This is a genomic window from Paenibacillus sp. FSL R7-0163 (genome assembly GCF_037969975.1).
GTDB lineage: Bacteria > Bacillota > Bacilli > Paenibacillales > Paenibacillaceae > Paenibacillus_AQ > Paenibacillus_AQ odorifer.
Window position 1 is genome coordinate 512,628 of record NZ_CP150224.1, and the last position, 20,366, is coordinate 532,993.

The 20,366-nt window shown below is 47.0% G+C and carries 18 protein-coding genes; 9 read left to right on the forward strand and 9 right to left on the reverse strand.

Annotation, left to right across the window (positions count from 1 at the left end; genetic code table 11):
- Positions 1 to 4 precede the first annotated feature (4 nt).
- Genes NST45_RS02185 through NST45_RS02195 form a run of 3 tightly spaced genes read left to right on the forward strand, consistent with a single transcriptional unit; the run spans position 5 to position 2,371 of the window.
- Complete coding sequence (locus NST45_RS02185; RefSeq protein ID WP_036679697.1) at positions 5 to 580, forward strand: class I SAM-dependent methyltransferase; 576 nt, start codon at positions 5 to 7, stop codon at positions 578 to 580.
- A gap of 34 nt (positions 581 to 614) precedes the next feature.
- Positions 615 to 1,337 (forward strand): glycosyltransferase, encoded by a 723-nt coding sequence (locus NST45_RS02190; protein WP_076223488.1) that lies wholly within the window; start codon positions 615 to 617, stop codon positions 1,335 to 1,337.
- Complete coding sequence (locus NST45_RS02195) at positions 1,334 to 2,371, forward strand: glycosyltransferase family 4 protein (RefSeq protein ID WP_339824750.1); 1,038 nt, start codon at positions 1,334 to 1,336, stop codon at positions 2,369 to 2,371. Before NST45_RS02190 ends, NST45_RS02195 begins: the two co-directional genes overlap by 4 nt.
- Before the next feature lie 76 nt (positions 2,372 to 2,447).
- Here NST45_RS02195 and NST45_RS02200 read toward each other — a convergent pair whose 3' ends face one another.
- Positions 2,448 to 3,515: a glycosyltransferase family 4 protein gene (locus tag NST45_RS02200; RefSeq protein WP_036679693.1), complete on the reverse strand. Its 1,068-nt coding sequence runs from the start codon at positions 3,513 to 3,515 to the stop codon at positions 2,448 to 2,450.
- 201 nt (positions 3,516 to 3,716) lie between these two features.
- Between NST45_RS02200 and NST45_RS02205 the strand changes: the two genes are divergently transcribed.
- Positions 3,717 to 4,760: a YhcN/YlaJ family sporulation lipoprotein gene (locus tag NST45_RS02205; protein ID WP_076274347.1), complete on the forward strand. Its 1,044-nt coding sequence runs from the start codon at positions 3,717 to 3,719 to the stop codon at positions 4,758 to 4,760.
- A gap of 78 nt (positions 4,761 to 4,838) precedes the next feature.
- Here the strand turns inward: NST45_RS02205 and nagA are convergent, their stop codons facing one another.
- The 8 genes from nagA to NST45_RS02245 all read right to left on the reverse strand — a co-directional run bounded on the left by nagA (position 4,839) and on the right by NST45_RS02245 (position 14,063).
- Complete coding sequence (gene nagA / locus NST45_RS02210) at positions 4,839 to 6,026, reverse strand: N-acetylglucosamine-6-phosphate deacetylase (RefSeq protein ID WP_036679691.1); 1,188 nt, start codon at positions 6,024 to 6,026, stop codon at positions 4,839 to 4,841.
- Complete coding sequence (nagB, locus tag NST45_RS02215; protein ID WP_036679689.1) at positions 6,014 to 6,742, reverse strand: glucosamine-6-phosphate deaminase; 729 nt, start codon at positions 6,740 to 6,742, stop codon at positions 6,014 to 6,016. Before nagB ends, nagA begins: the two co-directional genes overlap by 13 nt.
- Entirely contained in the window at positions 6,742 to 7,620 is an 879-nt protein-coding gene (locus NST45_RS02220; RefSeq protein WP_036679688.1) for a MurR/RpiR family transcriptional regulator, read from the reverse strand. Before NST45_RS02220 ends, nagB begins: the two co-directional genes overlap by 1 nt.
- 228 nt (positions 7,621 to 7,848) lie before the next feature.
- On the reverse strand, positions 7,849 to 8,829 hold the full coding sequence (locus tag NST45_RS02225; protein WP_036679686.1) for a LacI family DNA-binding transcriptional regulator: 981 nt from the start codon (positions 8,827 to 8,829) through the stop codon (positions 7,849 to 7,851).
- Between the two features lie 197 nt (positions 8,830 to 9,026).
- Positions 9,027 to 10,631: an FTR1 family protein gene (locus NST45_RS02230; protein ID WP_249267721.1), complete on the reverse strand. Its 1,605-nt coding sequence runs from the start codon at positions 10,629 to 10,631 to the stop codon at positions 9,027 to 9,029.
- A gap of 238 nt (positions 10,632 to 10,869) precedes the next feature.
- A complete protein-coding gene (efeB, locus tag NST45_RS02235) occupies positions 10,870 to 12,207 on the reverse strand; it encodes an iron uptake transporter deferrochelatase/peroxidase subunit (RefSeq protein WP_339824753.1) in 1,338 nt (445 codons plus the stop codon).
- Positions 12,208 to 12,212: 5 nt separating this feature from the next.
- Positions 12,213 to 13,100, reverse strand: coding sequence for an iron uptake system protein EfeO (efeO, locus tag NST45_RS02240; RefSeq protein ID WP_036679682.1), 888 nt, complete (start codon positions 13,098 to 13,100; stop codon positions 12,213 to 12,215).
- Positions 13,101 to 13,895: 795 nt separating this feature from the next.
- Positions 13,896 to 14,063, reverse strand: coding sequence for a hypothetical protein (locus tag NST45_RS02245; RefSeq protein ID WP_169744806.1), 168 nt, complete (start codon positions 14,061 to 14,063; stop codon positions 13,896 to 13,898).
- Positions 14,064 to 14,278: 215 nt separating this feature from the next.
- Between NST45_RS02245 and NST45_RS02250 the strand changes: the two genes are divergently transcribed.
- The 5 genes from NST45_RS02250 (at position 14,279) to NST45_RS02270 (ending at position 20,339) form a co-directional block, all read left to right on the forward strand.
- Positions 14,279 to 14,503: a LuxR C-terminal-related transcriptional regulator gene (locus tag NST45_RS02250; RefSeq protein WP_019908812.1), complete on the forward strand. Its 225-nt coding sequence runs from the start codon at positions 14,279 to 14,281 to the stop codon at positions 14,501 to 14,503.
- A 166-nt stretch (positions 14,504 to 14,669) separates the two neighbouring features.
- Entirely contained in the window at positions 14,670 to 15,431 is a 762-nt protein-coding gene (locus NST45_RS02255; protein WP_036679680.1) for a SagB/ThcOx family dehydrogenase, read from the forward strand.
- Between the two features lie 192 nt (positions 15,432 to 15,623).
- Positions 15,624 to 16,649 (forward strand): AraC family transcriptional regulator, encoded by a 1,026-nt coding sequence (locus NST45_RS02260; protein WP_076103689.1) that lies wholly within the window; start codon positions 15,624 to 15,626, stop codon positions 16,647 to 16,649.
- 172 nt (positions 16,650 to 16,821) lie between these two features.
- Complete coding sequence (locus NST45_RS02265) at positions 16,822 to 18,603, forward strand: ABC transporter ATP-binding protein (RefSeq protein WP_339826101.1); 1,782 nt, start codon at positions 16,822 to 16,824, stop codon at positions 18,601 to 18,603.
- A complete protein-coding gene (locus NST45_RS02270) occupies positions 18,600 to 20,339 on the forward strand; it encodes an ABC transporter ATP-binding protein (RefSeq protein ID WP_094903285.1) in 1,740 nt (579 codons plus the stop codon). The genes NST45_RS02265 and NST45_RS02270 overlap by 4 nt, the downstream gene beginning before the upstream one ends.
- The last annotated feature ends 27 nt before the right edge of the window (positions 20,340 to 20,366 follow it).

The following is a 20,366-nucleotide window of genomic DNA, read 5'->3' on the forward strand; positions in this document are numbered from 1 at the left end:
GGTAATGTACCGGGAAATTGAAGTGAATGACTTTCTGCCAGTCTTACTGGAACAGTTGAAATTCTGCGAGAGTATTCTGGATATCGGCAGCGGCACCGGTACCCTGCTTGAACGATATGAAGCCGCAGTAGTGCTTGGATTAGAAATTCACAGGCCGTACCTGCTGCATCGTCAATATAAGTCACCTCATATTATTCCGGTACATGCAGATGCCAGTCATATGGATAAATTGTTCCTCCCCAAAACATTTTCAGCGGTTACCTTTATTGATTCAATAGAGCACTTTAATAAAAATGAAGCAAAGACACTGCTCGGGATGGCCGAAAGAATCGCCAATAACCGAGTAGTTGTATTTACCCCTCGGGGCTTTTTTCCACAGGAGGGTATGGATCATTATCATTTGCAGGGGGAGCATTATCAAAAGCACCGGAGCGGATGGGAGCCGGAGGATTTTATTGCACTCGGGTATGAGGTAACGGTACTGAAAGGCTTCCATCATGCCCAAAACCCATCGTTTCGAGAAGCATTCGGTGAAGACCATGCACCAGTAGATGCCTTGCTTGCTTGTAAAACAGTATAAAAAGTTGAGCTCCGGGTGAAGGAGGTGAGCGCGTATGAGTGAAGTACCTAAAGTATCGGTGATCATCCCATTTTATAACTGTTCGTATGTGGATCTCGCCATCCAAAGTGTCTTGAATCAAAGCTATCCGAATATAGAACTCATTGTAGTCGACGACGGTTCTACCCTATGGCTGGAGAAGTTGACTCCCTTCCGTGACAGGATCATTTATATACAAAAGGATAATGGCGGGACGGCCTCTGCTTTGAACAAAGGGATAGAAGTGGCTACCGGAACGTATTTTGCCTGGCTCAGTGCAGATGATCAATTTCACCCGGATAAAATCAAAAACCAAATAGAAAAGCTCAAAAGTACGGGCACTTTGTTTAACTATACAGCCTATTATTATATAAATGAGCAGGGAGAACGGATCTCAGATACGGTAAGTATGCTTTTTAGCAGCAGGGCCCATTTTATTGAGACTATGATGTTGGGTTGTCCGGTGAATGGGAGTACAGTTCTTCTTCATATGGATATATTTCGTGCTGTAGGAACGTTCGATGAAATGTTGTTATATACTCAAGATTATGATTTATGGCTGCGTATTTTACCGCATTTTAGCTGGTCTTATATTGAGCATCCGCAGCTTGATTATCGAGTGCATCAAGAGATGGGCTCAGTGATTCATAGTGAGGCGCAGAAAAGAGAGATAGAACTGGTACAAGCAAAACATCACGGGGTTCTATCGCATCTGCTGCTAAAGGAGAGAGGGGAATGAAATTAATATTTCCTGTTCTAACTCTATCTAGGGGCGGAGCACAACGGATGCTGGCAGAACTGGCTAATCGTCTGTCAGAGATCGGTCATGAAATTACGATCCTCTTGCCCAGCGATGGTATCGTTGAATACGAGATAAATTGTGAATTGCGTTATGCGGCAGATGATGATTTGTCGGCCAGCGATTTTCCAGTGGGGGACGTGATTGTCTCCAACTTTTATACCACAGTCGAGGTATCGCAGCAGGCAAGTAATGAGGGAAAAGGGATTCATATTCGCTTAGCACTTTGCTACGAGCCCACTTTTTTACCTGACAATAGCCGTTCTTTTGCATCTTATAGTTTAACCAGCAATCTGCTCGTACTTTCCCGCTGGCAGCAAGAAATCGTCCAGATGAATCATGGCATTAAGGGGACAATCGTGCCCATTGGTGTGAATCCTGTTTTTAGAAACCTGAACATTCGTGAACCTGAAAATAAGCTTGTAGTTTCCGCGGTTATGCGAAAGCCGGAGGGAGGATTCTCAGGTCATCGTGAACAAGATTATTTGCTTGAACAGTTAAATCGGGTCAGAAGACTTCATCCAGAAGTTGAACTTTATTTGATTATTCCTCCTGGTGAATTTGCTGAGTCGACTACACTGCAAACTTTATTAATGGATGAACGATATCATATAAGGACTCCTGCAAATGATACTGAACTTTGTTACCATTATAGTGAGAGTGATATTTTTGTAAGCTCAAGTACGTATGATACGGGATCTCTACCAGGCATCGAGGCTATGCGTTGTGGAGCAGCACTCGTTACTGTTTACTCCGGTGGGAATATGGAATATGGCAGGCATGGCCACAACTGCTTAATGTCCTACCGGTTTGAGAATCGGCTCGCGGATGATATCATAACCTTAATTAAAGACCCGGATTTACGCCAGCGGCTGGCTCGTAAGGGGGAGCAGGATTCACAGCATTTCACTTGGGAAAAAAGCACACAATTGTTTCAGAATGCACTGTTTGAGATCGTAGCGAGGAACTCTTAGTAATATGTCCTTAAAATATAAAAAACCTTCAGTACCACTTGAGAAGTGGCTTGAAGGTTTTTTTGCTTGATTTCGGTTAGAAGATGGCATATGAATTCATCATTTCACGAAAAGACTGCGCATACTTCTCGGTTCCGAAGCGTGAGACCATATATCCTCTTCCTTGCTGACGGAGACCCTCTCGCAGAGGAATATTGTTCATAAGCTCCAGTCCTTCGTTGACGGCAGTTGGAATATTGCCAAGCGGGTAAAATTTACCCGTGACATTATGAACAATAAAGGATCTGACACCATCGGAATCTGTACTAAGTACTGGACAAGTGCAGCAAATCGCTTCGGCAACAGCATATCCAAATCCTTCTGTAATGGAGGTGGCTAACAGGAATCCACCAGAATTGGCTATCGAGGAATAATAAATCGGCATTACATGATTAGGAATATTGGTAAAAGTACTTAGACGATCATTCAGCCCTAAGGCGTGTAGCTCCTCCTGAAAGGATTGTTTTTGATCCTCTGCGGCTAAATTAGGATCATGGAACATCCACAAATGAAGATCTGGTTTATAAAGGCGAATTTCATGGGCGATTCTCAAGTATTCCCGCCAATTTTTATTGCTCTCTAGCCGGCCTACCCAAGCGATAACCGGATTAGCCGGAGGTTCAGCAGGGATATGCTGAAAGGACTGGACATCAACAATATTCGGAATTACATAACGATGCAGCCAGGGACAGATTTCAATAAACAGCTCCAACAAATGATCGGTTGGCGGGATTAGTACCGCATTACAATAAGAACGTAAATAAGGGACAGCATCTCTGATCAGAGTTTCCGCATGACTGCGTTTTCCAAGGCCTTGAGATTCGTATATCATAATACCGCGGTAACCGAGTTCACGCAGACGTTTCAGTAATAAATAATCTGATGTAACAATAATAGCATCGTAATTATGGGTATCCAGCAAATTTTTAATTTCTTCATCTGAAGATGAGACAAATACCGGAAAATTGGTCGTATTCTGGCCTGAACCCGGCATTAGATATAAAACATGGCATTCGATCCCACTTCGCTGGAGACTTTCACATCGCAGCTTATTTAATGTCTCCACCCCGCCACTCGGTACATAAAACGTAAATAGAACTTTCATGCACAAGCCTCCTGACTTTTGCGGAGCAATACCGACTTGTTGAGATATGGCTTACTGTTTATAAGATACGCCGATCTGCACTCGCGGGTGACGGTCAAAGTGGCATAGTTCCAAATCCTTTCAGGATAGCTTGTTCTTCAGAAGGTCATCCTAACGATCGTACACTGCACACATACAACATTAGAGATGGAGGATGAATTCATGTTGCGATCCAAGATCAGTATGTCAGTCTCAGCTGCATTGCTTCTCGGCTTGGTGAGTATTACAGGGTGTGGAACCAATACGGCAGAAAAATCTAATGTGCAAACCAATAGTGTCCGGGGAGTAGATGATGGGCGTATTGGTGTAAATTCCGTACGCGGTGGCACGCATAACATCACTAAGATGGAAGTTAGTCAGGAGCTTGCAGACCGGATTGCTGCTATGCCTGAAGTCCGTTCAGCGAATGTAATGCTTGCAGGTAAAAGCGCGTATGTAGCAGTAACTTTAAATGATGCAACTGCTGGCTTGCGTGCCAAAGGGACTCCATCGTATCGGGCAAAATCTTCAACCACTCCTCACAATTATGGACCGACTGGCGTAATGTCTGGTACAGGAAGAGTGAAAATTGGCCGTGATGGAATGAATGATACTGGAGCCGTAACAAATGGTATGAACGGAGCCTTAAGAGGTACTGTAAATACAGTTCCTGGTACAACAAGTACTGGACCGGCAACCAGAAATGGAATCAATGGTATGGGTAATTTGGGAGCGGGTATGTTGGGTACAGGTACAGGTACAGGTACTATGGGAACAGGTACGACAAGAAACCATACTTATAATAATGGTCCTCTGCTGAACAGCGATGGCTCGAAACATGATGTAGATATGGGGATGGGAAAAGGTATGGGAACTGGAATGGGCATGGGCATGCGCAGTACCACTCCTAGTACCCATGACACGAATTACAGAAGTAATTCGACGCATATGTACAACACTAATAGCACGAATAACTCAAATAACACAAATAACACCATAAATACAAGAGAAACAGAAACAGTTACCAAAGCAATTAAAGATAAAATTGCTGCAGAAGTTAAAAAACATGATGCGAGAATTAAGGATGTATACGTATCAGCAAATCCTGACTTCGTGGAACGCGCTAATGTTTATGCTGAAGAGGCTCGTGCTGGTCATCCGATAAAAGGATTTGTGGATGAATTCCGTACCATGGTTGAACGAATTTTCCCAACACGTAATTATTAATGATTATTGTGATCTAAATAAAAAAGCAACAATCTCACCATCTGGAGAGAATTGTTGCTTTTTTGTTTGGAGCTAATTTTATGAAGTGGTGATTGGACGTCCGCCGATCCATACGCCGCAAATATTAAATTCAGCATCAAGGCGCAGGATATCGCCGCGTTTTCCAGCCTCCAAGGAACCAATGCTACGCTCCATTCCAATGGACGCCGCTGGCGTAAGGCTTGCAGCACGGGAGGCTTCTTCCAAGCTGAGTCCTACCTCTTGGATCAGATAACGGAAGCCGCGAATCATCGTTAGTGTGCTTCCAGCTAGAGCAGCAGGATTATCTTTAAGGGTGGCGATGCCATCTTGAACGAGTACAGGTAAATCACCAATTGTATATTCACCATCACTAAGTCCAGTTGCAGACATGGCATCAGTAATCAGTAATAAATTGTTCTCTTTCTTGAGACGGGTCAATATAGAAATGGCTGCGGGATGAACATGAATCCCGTCGGCTATAATCTCTGCGCGAATGCGTTTATCGAACAAAATAGCGCCAGCCGCTCCAGGTTTACGGTGATGTAGGGGTGTCATCGCATTGAACATATGCACAGCTTGGTTAAGTCCAGCATCTGCTGCGGCAATAACCTCTTCAAAGGAAGCATCCGTATGCCCGAGCGCTGCAGTTATACCGTGCTTGCGCAGCCAGAGAATAGCTTCGAGGGCACCTTCACGTTCCGGAGCAAGCGTGACTTGCCGGATCATTCCTGGATAATCGTTCTCCCATTGTGCTAGCCACTCAATATTGGCAGGAACAATATGCTCTGGATTTTGTGCGCCGGACCATTTCGGGCTGATGAAGGGTCCTTCCAGATGCATGCCTGCAATTTGTGTGTAAGGCATTTCAGCAGCACGATAAGCGCTGACTTCGGAGAATACTTGGTCAATAGCAGACTTGGAAGCGGTCATGGTTGTAGCCAGCATTGTTGTTGTTCCTTGGGAACTATGGAACTTAGTGATGGCATTCAGCGATTCAGTATCACTGTACATAAAGTCGTGGCCAGCTCCACCATGAACATGTACATCTACAAATCCGGGGATCAGAAGATCCGTTGCTTGACCACTGGCAGGCCAATGAGCGTAACGCTCTGGGAGCCAAGCCGCATCGCCAGCATAGTGGATCTGCTCTCCAGATACGGCAATCACACCATGCTCAATTAAACCTTGGGGAGTCAGTACCTTACCGAACAGCAACTGTTCTAGTTCTTTATTTATTTCAGCCATTTGCCTGCTCCTTCATCTACGAGAACGATTACATTTGGATGGCTCTGCAGCAGGGATGCAGGGCATTGGGTTGTAATCGGGCCTTCAACAGCATTGCGGATGGCTTCAGCTTTGCCGGCACCACGAACTAATAAGAGGATTTGGCGTGCTTTTAGGATGCCTCCAATGCCCATTGTGATCGCTTGCCGAGGTACCTCGTCCAAACTGTCGAAGAATCTGGCATTCGCTTCCCGGGTATCATCAAGCAGGTCAACGACATGGGTTTTGCTGCTGAGGTTAGCATCGGGTTCGTTGAATCCAATGTGGCCGTTGCTGCCAATACCGAGAATCTGCAAGTCAACGGGTCCGTTTTCTTCCAGCATTTTATCGTATGCAAGGCATTCTGCTTCCATATCCGCTGCGTTTCCGTTAGGGATATGTGTCTGTCCTGGATCAATATCTATATGGTTAAATAATTGCTCGTTCATGAAACTGCGATAGCTCTGTGGATGGTCGACAGGCAAGCCGATATACTCATCCAGATTAAAGGAAGTTGCTTTAGAGAAACTCACAAGTCCTTTTTGGTGCATTTCAACCAATTTGGCATAAACACCAACTGGGGAGCTTCCGGTCGCAAGACCGAGCACGGCTTTAGGATTGCTTTGCAGTAGGCTGGCGATAAGATTCGCACCCGTTTGTACGAAATCTTCATCACTATGGAACTTTAGAATATTCATTAGGATTGTCCTCCTCGTTTGTTTCGGTATTGTTGGACATTGAGATAAGATTGCTCCAGTCTAGGAATAAAATCCCCAAAACGGGTGCTGACCATTCCAGTGAACAAAATATCAATGATGTGAAGCTGAGCTATGCGTGAGGCCATGTCTCCCCGGCGCATACCTTTCTCCAAAGATGAGGAGAATAGGGGGATATCCGCCAGAGTAGCCAAGGTGCTGCTGCCATAAGAGGTTAGTGCGATAGTGCTTGCTCCGCTAGCCTTCGCACACATCAAGGCATCAATGGTCTCGGGAGTCTCTCCCGAATAGGATACTGCGAACACGACATCACCTTCGGAGAGTGATGAAGCAGAGGTAATCTGCATATGGGAATCAGCAAAAGCAGTGCAATTTACGCCTATGCGGATCAGCTTCTGATAGAAATCCTGAGCAACAATGGAAGAGGTCGCCATCCCGTATAGATCAACGCGGCGTGCTTGGCACAATAAATTAACTGCTGCCTGCAGTCGCTCCAGATCTAACAGGGAAGTAGTGTCCCTGATGGAGGTCAGATGGTTCGTCTGCATCGCTTCCACAATCACGGAGAGTGGGTTGCCTGCTACAATATCTTGATAAGAAGAGCCACCATCCTGCGGCGCGGCATCACTATGAGCAATTTCTGCTGCCAGCTTCACCTTGAAGTCGGGGAAGCCTTTAAAATGAAGCACCTTACAGAAACGTGTGATCGTTGCCGGGCTTATTCCGCATTGTTCTGCTAATTCTGTAATGCCCATATGAACGATTTCGCCTGGTGAGGAGAGAATTCGTTCAGCCAGCTTTCGTTCCATTTGAGAGAGCTTGGCCTTCTCATGCTCGAGTGCATGCAGTATTGGGGACATCCATTCATCCACCTCGTTTCAATGGGGTATTGAAATTATTTTTATAATTATTAACTAAATGTAGAAAATTATTTTCATACTTAGGATAAAACAAATTCCATTCGGAAGCAAGGGATAAAAATGAATACTTGAGGGGAATATGCAAAAATAAAAAACGGCCTACTCGCAGAAGGCTGCAAAGTGGACCGTTAAATGATGTAATTACGGAGATATAAGATAAAAGGGATGCTATACTGTATTGCGTTCTATAATACGGTACTCAAGCTTGCGGTGAACGGGTTGTCCATCATTTCGCTGGATCTGATCATAGATAATCCGAAAAGCGGATATGCCCATTTCAGTTAACTGATTATCTACAGTGGTCAGACCTAACGTTCGGCCGATAGGCTGATCATCAAATCCGATGACGGCCAGATCCTCAGGAATGCGGATACCCTTTTTCCAAGCTTCGATGATTAAACCGGCCGCTATATGATCGCCTGCTGAAATAATCAGGGCATCAGGACGATTCTTCATCTGCAGCAGTTGGTGTAGTACGCGGGCACCGTCCTCTTCGGTCACACAGTTATAGATCATCCATTCATCAATGTAAGGCTGATCTGTAGCCGCCAGAAAGTCTCTAAAGGCAATTTGTCGGATAGAGCTGCTGCTGCCGTATGGTCTTCCTTCACAGTAGCCAATATGGCGGTAACCTTTATCATTCAAATATTGAAGGCCGCTGCGAAAAGCAGAATAATGCTCAATATATACAGAAGAAAATTGGCGTTCTCCTCTATCCTGACATACCACAATAGGGCCATAAGCTGTATATTCTTCAATAGCTTCTGAGCTCATTGTTGAAGAGACCATAACCACACCGTCAATTTCTTTATTGCGCAGCATCTCAAGCACCTTAATTTCTTCTTCAGTACGATAATCGGTTTGGCACAGAACGAGCCGGTATTGAGCCAGCAGTGCTTCTTGAGCCAAGCCTGCTATAATGACTGAGAAATAAAATAAGTTGGTATACGGAATAATAACAGCTATAGCTTGAGTCCGCCCAGTGATCAGATGCACAGCGTTCATATTACGCGTGTAGTTTAATTTTTCAATTGTAGTTAGAACTGCGGTTCGTTTGACTTCACTTACATAAGGGTGATTATTGAGCACCCGCGAGACTGTTGTCACGGAAACACCAGCCATACGGGCAATTTCTTTAATATTAGCCATTAGAGTACAACAGCCTCCCTTTGGTGCTTGTGTATAATCATTTTATTTTATCATATTGTCCGCAAATAACCTCCCAAATAAAAAGCTTGCTATGGAATCCATTTCATAAATTAGACTGTAAATGCAAGAGATTACCGGACTAAACCGGCGTAACCACAAGGGCGTGACGGACCGGTAGATCTATTGTATTAATAAAACTAAGCTGTTCGTGAAGCTTTTGGCGATCTGTTCCGAAGCAGCTCCCACACAATAAACAGCAGGACAAGCAGCTGTGGAAGCAAGGTTTCCCAAGTTGGATACATGCCAAGCCAGTTAATTGAAGGCAAGCCCTCTTGTACATGCGCAGGAAGTTTGCCAGCGACCTGAAGCGAGTGAATGCTCTCCCCAAGAAAGCGAAATACTAGGTAATAAATAAGAATTGTAGCTGTACGGAAGAAGGCGGCAATCGGTAATTTTGCACTCAAGGCAATCATTGCATAACCTACAATACCAAGAATAATCAGAGCACATCCAATCCCAAGCAGTAATTGAGACAGCTTGATGGATGGAGCCATGCCCACATAAAAAATAGTAGTCTCTGCACCTTCACGTAAAATCGCAAGCGCTGCAACGGAGGACAGTGACCAAAGGTTTCCTTTGGCCAGCGCGCCATCAACTTGCCTACCCACGTAGTTGTTCCAGTTCGCAGTGTTTGATTTGCTATGCAACCAGCGTCCGATGGTGAGCATCATAACTACCGCGACAAGACCAGTAATCCCTTCAATCATCTCCCGCGCTCCACCGGAAGCTGCCCGAGAAATGGTATAAGTGAGCACAACAGCCAATCCGATACTTGCGGTGAGGCCGACAGCTGCACCGGACCAGATCCATTTTTGCGCTTTGGCGTTGCCATCACGTTTCAGGTAAGCAAGAAGAGCTGACAAGACGAGAATAGCCTCAAGTCCTTCGCGCAACAGAATCAAAGCGGCATCCCAAGCATTATAAGTGGTCTCACCAGCCAAAGGCGTTAGTTCACTAAGCATATTGTCCATGATGGTTAAAGCTTGATCCAGTTTAGGTGGATTTGAGAGCAGGTAACCTGTGACAGCCGCACTCTCGTTTTCGATATTGTTGTAGACTGTTGGTGAGGCGATCTGGACTTGCCCCTCGGCAGAAGGCCAGGCTACGATGAATTGCTCCATGATGTTAGCGGCCTCTGTGCTGTTATTGTCTTTGGCAGCGGAGGATGCTTTGTTCAGGTAGTTGATTAATCCCTCTATAGAAGCTGGTTCACTGGAAGTGTCCCCAGCGTCAATGGTTTTGCCTTCACTGTAATCAGCCAGCAGCTGATATAGTGCTTCTGCTTCCGATTTCGCCGACGCCTCACGGAGCGGTTCAGCCTGCAGCGCAATCCGCAGCAGGCTTATTCGCGTCTCCAGCAGGCTGTAGACGGCGGAATCGTCCGCCCGGATGTTGCGCTCCGCCGGCTTCCATCCGCTGACGATGTCGCGGTACGCTGCCGCTGCCGCGCTCCAGTCGGCGCTGCGCGCCGCATCCCGCGTACGTTCCGCCGCGGGCAAAAGCTTCGCCGCCGTCTCGCGTCCGGCGGCTCCAGTATCACCGCCGACCGTGCCGGAGGCGGCGGTGACGTACGCGTCCACGCTTCTCGCGAGCGTGGACAGTGCGGTTTTGGCGGGCTCGCCGCCGCCCGCCGCAAGGGCTTTCGCCGCGTCTGCAAGCGCGGCGTCAACGGCAGCAGCCGGACCGGCGAGTGCCGGGTCCGGCGTGCCTGTGTTCGCGGTGCGCCACAGCGCAGCGAACACTTCTACATCGGCGGCGGCCGCGTCCCAGCGGCTCTGGCCGGCTTCGACGAGCGCGCTGCCGACCGGCGGCAGGAGCTCGTCGACCGTGCCATCGCCCTCCGCCCCCGCGGGGCTGGAGAGCAAAAGCATACACAAAAAGCCAAAAAGAATCAGCAAAGCAACCTTTGGCATTTGCCGTTTAGGATGCGTAAGAGATAACATCGGGATAATCCCCCTTCAATAATGGACAGCCATAAATTTAGCTTAGTAGTGTTTCCCCGATAAAGCCGCCACTGCGGATACCCGGGAAGCAGGCAAATACCGCGCTGCCGGTGTGAGTCATATATTCGTTCAGGAGATCAGTCTTAGAGAGGCGCTGCTGAATGGCAACGAATTGTTTCATTAAATCACGTTGAAAGCTAATGAATAACAAACCTGCATCAAGCTGTCCCGTGGTGACGTCCAAACCGCTGGAAAAAGAGTAGGAGCGGCGCAGCATTTTGACTGTACCGTCACCATGCGCCAATGCGGAGTGTGAATTCGCCGGAATGACAGGTTTCCCGGAAGCGTCCGCCGCTGAAAGATCCAACTCATCGAATTCATCCTTAGCTCCGAGTGGAGCTCCGGTGTGACGATAACGCCCGAAGGTAGCCTCCTGATCACTTAGCGAAGACCGATCCCAGACTTCAATACGCAGACGCACCCGGCGTACTGCCATATAAGTGCCGCCGCTCATCCAAGAAGGACCGTCACTGCTGCTGTTCCAGACCACTTTGTTCATTTCAGCGTTATCAGTTGTATCGGGATTGCCCGTGCCGTCTTTGAAACCCAAAAGATTGCGTGGCGTAGCCCCCTTGGGATCCGCTGCTCCAGTGCGTTGAAAACCTTCCTGTGTCCAGCGTAGTACAGCAGTCCCCCGGGCAATACGAGCCAGATTGCGGATCGCATGAAATGCAACCTGCAGATCATCGGCACAGGCTTGCACACAAATATCCCCGCCACACCATTTCGGATCAAGATTGTCACCCGCAAATGCCGGAAGATCGGCCAATAGGGCTGGGCGTTTCGAAGCTAAGCCGAATCTTTCATCAAAAAAGGAAGGGCCAACACCAAAGGTCAGCGTACACCGTGCAGGGTTTAGCCCGTCCGCTTCCCCGGTGTCTGAGGGCGGAAGATTGGGATTGTCATTTACGTCACCAATAAGCTCGCCAGTAGTAAGAGCGGCAGCGGCAGTGGTCCATGCTTGCATTAGTTTTTTCACATCGGCCAGTTTGGTTGTGGTGAAATCAAAGGCAGCAAAATAAATAAAGTTTTGTGCAGGTGTCAAAATTCCCGCCTGATGGCTCCCATAAAAAGGAATGGAACTGGAATCACCTTCTGCGGCTTTCGTTGGCTCAGCTACAGCATTACGCGCAGCTATAATTCCACCGACACCTCCGCCCCCTAACAAAAGACCAAGGCCAGTGGCGCCAGTAAGCCGCAGCATATCGCGGCGGCTTAATTTTTTACCAAATATAGGCTGATTCTTCGATTGATCATTAAGAGGGGGACTTTCAGGATTACCTGGTACTCCAGTGAACTTGTTATGTTTATTCATGAGGGTCACACTCCTAGAATAGTTCCCATGTTGGACAATGGCTCAGCCAAGGCGTCCAAATTCTGACTCAGTTTACGTACTTCATCTTCTTTCAGCTCTTCATAGGAAACATATCCATCTCCGGATTTGAAAGGGGCAAGCTCAGCTTGCAAGGCAGCGAATCGTTCACCAATGGTTTTTTCAAGATCGGCATCCTTTTTAGCTAGTTCTGGTTTTAACAGCTCGTATATCTTTTGCGCGCCCTCAACGTTTGCGACGAAATCATACAGGTCTGTGTGCGAGTAACGTTCTTCCTCTCCGGTTACTTTGGAGGAGGAGACTTCATTTAAAAGCTCAACAGCACCAGTTACGAGCAGATTCGCGTCGATCTCAACGGTCTCAACTTTCGCACGTAACAGCTGTGCATCCTTCAACAATTGGTCAGCAACTTCTGTCATATCTTTAGTTGTATTGTCCTGCCAGAGTGCTTTCTCAAGCTTGTGGAAACCGCGCCACTCTGCCGCATCTACATCATTTTCCCGGGCATCGATATTTGGGTCCAAGTCGCCAAGTGCTTCTGCAATAGGCTCAATCCGTTCATAATACATGCGGGCAGGAGCATAGAGCGCCTTAGCCTCATCAATCTTGTCCTCTTTTACAGCGTTGGTGAAACTCTCTGTTTGCTTAACAAATTCATCACATTGCTGGATGACGTATGTGCGATATTGATCTATAGCTGACGTGAAGTCAGCGGCGGCAGTCTCCGGTGTGTTGGTAGCCGCAGCAGTCGTCGGTGTGTTGGTGGCTGTAGTGCTGTTGGTAGCAGTATTTGTAGAATTGTTGTTATTGGCACATCCGGTAAATAGTATGGAGGCTGCAAGCAGACCTGCAGGCACCGCATAAGTAAATTTCATTAAAAAAACACCCCTTTTTTATATCTAAATGATAATCGTTATCAATTATGCTGGACTTATCATAAGTCCGTATACAATTACTGTCAATATAAAAATGTGATGTATCTCATTGTAATAATTGCCCGACAAAAAACTCCCAGGGTTGGGAGTATGGTTTGTGGTAATGTATCCGATTACAATTGAAAAAGCAGAATAGTAACCGCCCCAGCGAACAAGCGAACGTACACAGTACTATGTAATCGGCCCAACTATTCTCTTCGCATATTCAGCAACAACGAACTCAGCTCTAGCCCCAGCGAACCTTTGCGCGTACGCAGCAGTAAAGGCCCCAGCGAACCTTTATGCGTAGTCAGCAGTAACCGACAAGTTGATCTTTGGGCATACGCAGTAACTAAAGGACTCAGATGACACTAAATGCAGCATTATTCGATATTTGAGTCGCTATCGGACCGCATAGTCACTATTGACTTGAAAAGTACCGAATATGGGCCTGTTTCTAAGGAATAGCGTCACTGGAGTCCGAAACTTCGCTCAAAAGGCGATAAATTTGCAAATAACGCCATCTGGGTCCGAAAGCCTCAGTAGGGGCTGATGAATACACTATTGGAGCGGGCAGCCGACGGTCCACAACATAAAGCAGCGATTCCCATTAATGGCGAATCGCTGCTCTATATTGTTTACGATGTTTAAATGAAGCGAACCGTCTCATTTATAGTTAATTAAGCTGTTAATGCGACAGTCCCATTCTTTGAAGGTTTGATCTGCTTAAGAATAAGATCAAAGGTCATCTGCTTTTTATCGTTCATTATGGGATTCATGATCGGCAGAGGGTTGGTTTTCGAACACTTCTGCAGCTTCCTCTGCAGAAAATTCAGGTTCGAATTTACCTACGAGTGGTAATTTGTTTAATTTCGTAGTTTGTACTTCTGCTTTGGTGGGTTGATTGTTTTTTGAATGGCTCATACATACACCTCCTTTAATAAGGAACAACAAACCGTAGTTTACCCTGAAAAAAGATGTTCTTATTCATGAAAATTTCAGGCTTTTGCATTTGAATGAACTAAGCCCATTTTATAATTGTTACAGCACCATTAACATCAACAATACATAATATGTTTTGACTGTATCCCTTTACCTTGTTATACCAAACAAACCCAGGGCAAGGAGGGGTGACACCATTGAAGGGGAACGAACACCACAGCAAATTTCTGTTGACTCATCGTGAGCGCGAAGTTTTTGAGCTTCTCGTGCAGGACAAAACGACTCGTGATATCGCTGGCTTATTATTTATCAGCGAAAAAACAGTTCGAAACCACATTTCCAATGTAATGCAAAAACTAAACGTTAAAGGCCGTTCACAAGCGGTTGTCGAGCTGATCAAGCTTGGGGAGCTGAAAATATAGCTGGCCATGTCTTCGGAAGTGACGCGTTTAAGCCTTCTTTTGCCCTTCGGGGCAAAGGGAGGTTTTTTGTTTACTCACCAAAACAACTGAAGAGTGAGTTAGATCACCGTATGATTTTTATGACATGATAAATTAGAGATATTAAGGTAGTTCAGGAGGATCTGTTATGACCAGATATGAACAACAAAGAAATTTTCTGAAATCCAATTTTCATGAATTCAAACATATCAAAACAGATAAGATCAAGGGAATTGCACAACCGCCAATTGTTAAGCCATTTGATTCAGATGCACTAATTATTGATTTGCCCAAGGTCAGCAAAGACGTTGTGAGTAAAGAAAATATTTTTGATTGTATAGATCAAAGAAGAAGTACACGGTTCTATTCTGAGGATACTGTGAGTCTGGAGGAGTTATCCTATTTATTATGGGCTACCCAAGGGATTAGCGGTATGAATAAGAACGGACTTACGCTGCGGACTGTACCCTGCAGCGGGGCGACGCACACCTTTGAAACCTATTTAATGATTATGCGTGTAGAGGGTATTGGGCAAGGGATCTACAGATATCTGCCTGTGGAACATAAGCTCTTATTTATGTTTGAATTAGATCAACTTGAACAAAAGATTGATGCTATTACTTTGGATCAGCCCTTTGTCCCTAACTTTGCCAAAAAGGCTTCTGTATTGTTTGCCTGGAGTACCACACCCTACCGCTCCGAATGGAAGTACGATATTTCTGCTCACAAAAAAATCCTCATCGATGTTGGACATGTCTGCCAGAACCTTTATTTAGCCAGCGAATCCATCGGTGCAGGTGCTTGCGCAATTGGAATCTATGATCAAAAGTTGATAGATGAGATTTTAGAATTAGACGGCGATGAAGAATTTGTTATCTATCTTGGTGCAGTTGGCAAGAAACGAGAATAGCTAGGAATGCTAGATATGTCTTTGAAGTGATGCGTGTAAGCCTTTTTCACCCTTCGGGGTGGGGAAGGTTTTTTGTTTATATTCCAGCTTATTTGCCCAACTGCTCAGTTTGAACGAAGAGGAAATCGTAATGTTTAATTGATAATCATTCTCATTGCATATATAATTAACCCAAAGTAAGAGGAAGCAGGGATGAGCATGGAGCGAAGCAATGGACTGAAAGAAGCAGAAACGATTGATGCCCATAAGACGCTTACATGTGAAGGGGTAGATTATAATTACCGTTTTAATGGGGCTCATTTTGAGATTAAACCCCCAGTCGAAATAGGGGAAGGCAGTTGCCGCAGCCTGCTTAGCCATGGGTATATCCAGATGACAGATTTTAATCTCCGGTTTAATCGGGATATCGAAGCAAAGGGCAATTTTAGCACTCCGCGTACGGAGCTGGCTTTCTGCATAGGGCATGGCATTGAGTGGGGGACTTCGCTGAAATCGGACTATTTTATTATAGATACGGGAGAAATTGCGCTGTTTCATGGCGGGGTAAGAAGTGAAAACTGCACATACCTGAGTGGGGCGGGGTACCGATTCATCAGCATAGATATGAGCCCGGCACAATTTGAGCGGATGACCAGTGGTCTGACCGAAGATACACGGCTTCGCATTGGAGCTGGTGCGGGTTTGTTTTTTGGAAAAAATAACATCACACCATCCATCCGCTTCATTCTGTCGCAGATTGCGGATTGTTCCTATAGCCATGGCATGCGTGAACTTTATCTGGAGGGCAAAATGCTGGAGCTAATGGCTGTCTATCTCAATGAATCTTTATATGAAGCAGAGCGGATTCCGTGCTCGGTCAAGCTGTCCAGAGAGGATATGGAGAGCCTGCGGCTCGCTAAGGAGATTTTGCAGCGTGATTATTTGCACCCGCCAACGCTTGCAGGCCTTTCTCGCATTATATGCCTCAATGAGTTTAAGCTGAAAAAGGGCTTTAAGGAAATGTTTGGTTATACCGTGCATGCTTACGTTATCGAACAACGGATGCAGAGAGCGCAGCAGCTGCTGGAACAAGGGAGTATGACTGTAAGTGAAGCAGCCTCCAGGGTTGGATACGGTAATGTGAGTCATTTCTCGGCAGCCTTCCGCAAAAAGTTCGGTGTGCGTCCAGGAGAATATCTGATCAGCGGCAGGCAGCGTCTCTTCGGTATTAAGATGTAAGTCCGTATTCTGCACAGATGCTCCTGATTTGGTTAATTATAATCCCTTAAACGGTAGCAATCGTGAACAACGTTCCTATACACTAGTGCACAGAGAATCATTCTCAGTGCACTTTTTTTTGTGCGTAATTACCAAGAGTGGGGGAACAGCTGTGAGTAAAACCAAAACCGGCATGCCAAGGCTGCTGGAGATCGCCGGAGAGAAGCGAGGTTTGCTGCTCTTGTCCGGAATATTGTCATCTGTCAGCGCTGTATTAATGCTGATTCCGTTTTTGTCTGTTTATTTCATTTTGGCAGAGCTGCTGCGCCATGCTTCATCGCCTGGACAGGTCGACGGTGCGTATATGATCCGCTGGGGGTGGATTGCACTTGGAGGGTTAATCGGAGGGCTGGTGACTTCGTATTGTGGTATTATGTGCTCGCATATTGCGGCTTTTCGAATTCAATATAATTTGCGTGTGCGAATGACCGAGCATTTGGGCAGATTGCCGCTCGGTTTCCTGAATGGGACATCAACTGGCGTGGTCAAGAAAACGCTAGAGCAGAATGTCGACAAGGTGGAAAATTTCGTAGCGCATCAGCTTCCCGATTTAGTCAGCGTGCTGGCTTCTACGGTGCTGATGATCGTGGCGATGTTTTGGCTTAGTCCGCCGTTGGCGGTAGCTTGCCTGCTGCCGATAATTATAGGATTAGGTGTGCAGTCAGCGCTTATGATGAGCAGCAGAGGCAAGGCCAGTGTGAAGCAGTATCATGATTCGTTGGAGCAGATCAATACTTCGGCGGTGCAGTATGTACGGGGGATGCCGGCGGTTAAGGTGTTCGGGCAGACGGTGCATTCTTTCAGAAAGTTCTACAGTGATATGACCAGCTACCGCGATTATTGTCTGGAGTATACGGACCGTTATCAAACAGGTTATATCTTATTCAAAACATTGCTGGCGTCACCGTTTACCTTTATTTTGCCGGTGGGCATCTTCATGCTAAGCGGTCGACCGGATTCCATGTCTTTTGCGCTTGTGCTGCTGTTCTTTCTAATTATGGCGCCCGGCGTTTCATCTCCGCTCTACAAGCTACTTCTGCTGGCTTCAAGCACTCGGGATATTGGCGAAGGCGTGGAGCGGATGGACCGTCTCTTGGCACAGCAGCCTGTACCAGAAATAGCAGAACCGCTATCCCCGCATACTTTTGACGTTGAATTTGTGGATGTAACCTTCTCCTACAGTGAAGATGCAGGGACTGCAGCGGCGCTCAGCGAAGTCTCATTCCGTGCGGAACAAGGGAAGGTTACAGCGCTGGTAGGGCCGTCAGGTTCGGGAAAATCGACGGTGGCCAGCTTGGTGCCGCGGTTCTGGGACCCGCAAGTGGGTGCGATCCGTATCGGTGGAGTCGATATTCGCCATATGGCAATCCATGAATTAATGAATACAGTTGCTTTTGTATTTCAGGAAACCTTCCTGTTCTATGACACTTTGTATGAGAATATTGCTGTCGGCAAACCGGGAGCGACTCTGGAGGAAGTCCAGGCTGCAGCCAGAGCGGCACAATGCGACGAGTTCATTACTCGGCTGCCGCAGGGATACGATACGTTAATTGGTGAAGGCGGTGTCTATCTCTCGGGTGGTGAGGAGCAGCGCATTGCGGTAGCTCGGGCTATTCTCAAAAATGCACCAGTGCTCGTGCTCGACGAAGCGACTGCTTTTGCCGACCCGGAAAATGAGTTTCATATGCAGTTAGCACTTACGGAGCTTATGCGCGGCAAGACGGTTATTGTCATTGCTCACCGACTCTCCTCTATACGTGAAGCTGCACAAATTCTGGTGCTGAGGGATGGAGAAATCGTGGAACGTGGAGAGCACGCAGGTTTGATTGAGGGAGACGGGCTTTACGCCAAAATGTGGCATGCCTACAGTGACGCCGGAGATTGGCATATGGAAAAAGGAGGGGATCAGCTATGAAGGTATTGCATAATATTACTGCCGGCAAACCGCAGCAGTTGCTGAAGCCTGTACTTTTTTCCTTGCTGGCTAATCTAGTTAGTGTGCTTCCGTTCGCGCTTGTAATTGAGGCGGTGCGGTTGATTTTTGCTCCTTATATTACTGTGGGCGCAGAACTTCAGACAGAACGCCTTTGGTGGATCTGCGCAGGGCTTGTCGCCGTCATGGTGCTGATGTTCCTGAGTGAGATTCCCGCCTATCGTACCGCTTACCGCGGGGCATACAATGTTGCTGCACAGGGACGTGCGGAATTAGCAGAACATCTGCGGAAGCTTCCGCTGGGTTACCTGACTCGCCGGGACCCAGGTGATTTAGCCAATATGATGATGGGCGATTTCACGCTCGTTGAGACGGGCATTTCACATCTGCTGCCACAGCTTGCGGGGGCTTTTGTACTGCCGATATTTGCACTTGCTGGTTTACTGTTTCTGGACTGGCGGATGGCGATTTCCATGTTCGTAGCGCTGCCGGTTGCTCTTCTGATCATGTATCTATCGGGCAAGCTGCGGCGGAGACTCGGAGCGGATCATATGAAGGCCAAGCTGAACGCTGCGAACCGATTGCAAGAATACTTGAACGGCATACGGGTGATGAAAGCCTATAACCTGACGGGAGAACGATTTGTCCGTTTGGATAACTCTTTTAAAACTTTGATGAAGGAAAGTGTGAAGCTGGAAGGGATGTTCGGTCCGGTTATTCTAACCGCTATGGCTCTTCTCCGTGCGGGGCTGACCTTAATGATATACGTAGGTGTTCATCTATTATTAGGCGGGGAGCTCGGTATTTTGCAGTTGGCAGTATTCCTTATTGTCGGCACACGAATCTATGATCCATTGACCACGGCGCTAGCCAATTATGCCGAATTCCGCTACAACGAACAAGCGGGTGAACGTATAGTAGACCTGCTGCGCCAGCCGGTAATGACAGGAAATACGAGTCCTCTTCCTAAGAGCAGTACCATTCGGTTTGATAATGTTACCTTCAGCTATGGAGGGGAGCCTGTTCTCAAAAATTTAAGTCTGGAAATGCCGCAAGGTTCACTGACTGCGATTGTGGGTCCGTCAGGCAGCGGCAAGAGTACAGTGCTGCGTCTGATCTCACGTTTCTATGATCCTGAAGAAGGGAGCGTTCTGCTAGGTGGACGCAACATCAAGGATATTGATCCAGAACATCTGCTAGGATCCGTATCGGTGGTGTTTCAGGATGTGTACCTGTTCCAAGATACAATCGGGAACAACATTGCTTTTGGGCGGCCGGGGGCGTCGCAGCGGGATATTCAGCAGGCAGCGGAAATGGCTCACTGCCATGGTTTCATCATGAAATTACCGCTTGGTTATGATACGCCGGTAGGCGAAGGCGGAAGCACGCTCTCCGGAGGGGAGAAGCAGCGGATCTCCATTGCCCGTGCGATTCTCAAGAACGCTCCAATTGTGCTGTTGGATGAAGCTACTGCATCGCTTGACCCGCAGAATGAGGCCGAAATCCAGAAAGGAATTGATGCGTTGATTACGGGCAGGACCGTCATTGTTATCGCTCACCGGCTGAAAACCATACGCGGTGCGGACAACATTATCGTACTGGAAGACGGTCAGCTGGTAGAGCAGGGACGACATGATGCCTTACTGCTGCGCGGCGGATTGTACGACCGGCTCTGGAAGCTGCAACAGCAGTCCGTCGGATTCCGCATCACATCTTAGGCAATGCTCAGCACATTTTAGGAGGGA

Bases quoted from the DNA above. Each gene is read 5' to 3' on its own strand.
- NST45_RS02185 (WP_036679697.1), top strand. From the start codon at position 5: ATGTACCGGGAAATTGAAGTGAATGACTTTCTGCCAGTCTTACTGGAA.
- NST45_RS02190 (WP_076223488.1), top strand. From the start codon at position 615: ATGAGTGAAGTACCTAAAGTATCGGTGATCATCCCATTTTATAACTGT.
- NST45_RS02195 (WP_339824750.1), top strand. From the start codon at position 1,334: ATGAAATTAATATTTCCTGTTCTAACTCTATCTAGGGGCGGAGCACAA.
- NST45_RS02200 (WP_036679693.1), bottom strand. From the start codon at position 3,515: ATGAAAGTTCTATTTACGTTTTATGTACCGAGTGGCGGGGTGGAGACA.
- NST45_RS02205 (WP_076274347.1), top strand. From the start codon at position 3,717: ATGTTGCGATCCAAGATCAGTATGTCAGTCTCAGCTGCATTGCTTCTC.
- nagA (WP_036679691.1), bottom strand. From the start codon at position 6,026: ATGGCTGAAATAAATAAAGAACTAGAACAGTTGCTGTTCGGTAAGGTA.
- nagB (WP_036679689.1), bottom strand. From the start codon at position 6,742: ATGAATATTCTAAAGTTCCATAGTGATGAAGATTTCGTACAAACGGGT.
- NST45_RS02220 (WP_036679688.1), bottom strand. From the start codon at position 7,620: ATGTCCCCAATACTGCATGCACTCGAGCATGAGAAGGCCAAGCTCTCT.
- NST45_RS02225 (WP_036679686.1), bottom strand. From the start codon at position 8,829: ATGGCTAATATTAAAGAAATTGCCCGTATGGCTGGTGTTTCCGTGACA.
- efeB (WP_339824753.1), bottom strand. From the start codon at position 12,207: ATGAATAAACATAACAAGTTCACTGGAGTACCAGGTAATCCTGAAAGT.
- efeO (WP_036679682.1), bottom strand. From the start codon at position 13,100: ATGAAATTTACTTATGCGGTGCCTGCAGGTCTGCTTGCAGCCTCCATA.
- NST45_RS02245 (WP_169744806.1), bottom strand. From the start codon at position 14,063: ATGAGCCATTCAAAAAACAATCAACCCACCAAAGCAGAAGTACAAACT.
- NST45_RS02255 (WP_036679680.1), top strand. From the start codon at position 14,670: ATGACCAGATATGAACAACAAAGAAATTTTCTGAAATCCAATTTTCAT.
- NST45_RS02260 (WP_076103689.1), top strand. From the start codon at position 15,624: ATGAGCATGGAGCGAAGCAATGGACTGAAAGAAGCAGAAACGATTGAT.
- NST45_RS02265 (WP_339826101.1), top strand. From the start codon at position 16,822: ATGCCAAGGCTGCTGGAGATCGCCGGAGAGAAGCGAGGTTTGCTGCTC.
- NST45_RS02270 (WP_094903285.1), top strand. From the start codon at position 18,600: ATGAAGGTATTGCATAATATTACTGCCGGCAAACCGCAGCAGTTGCTG.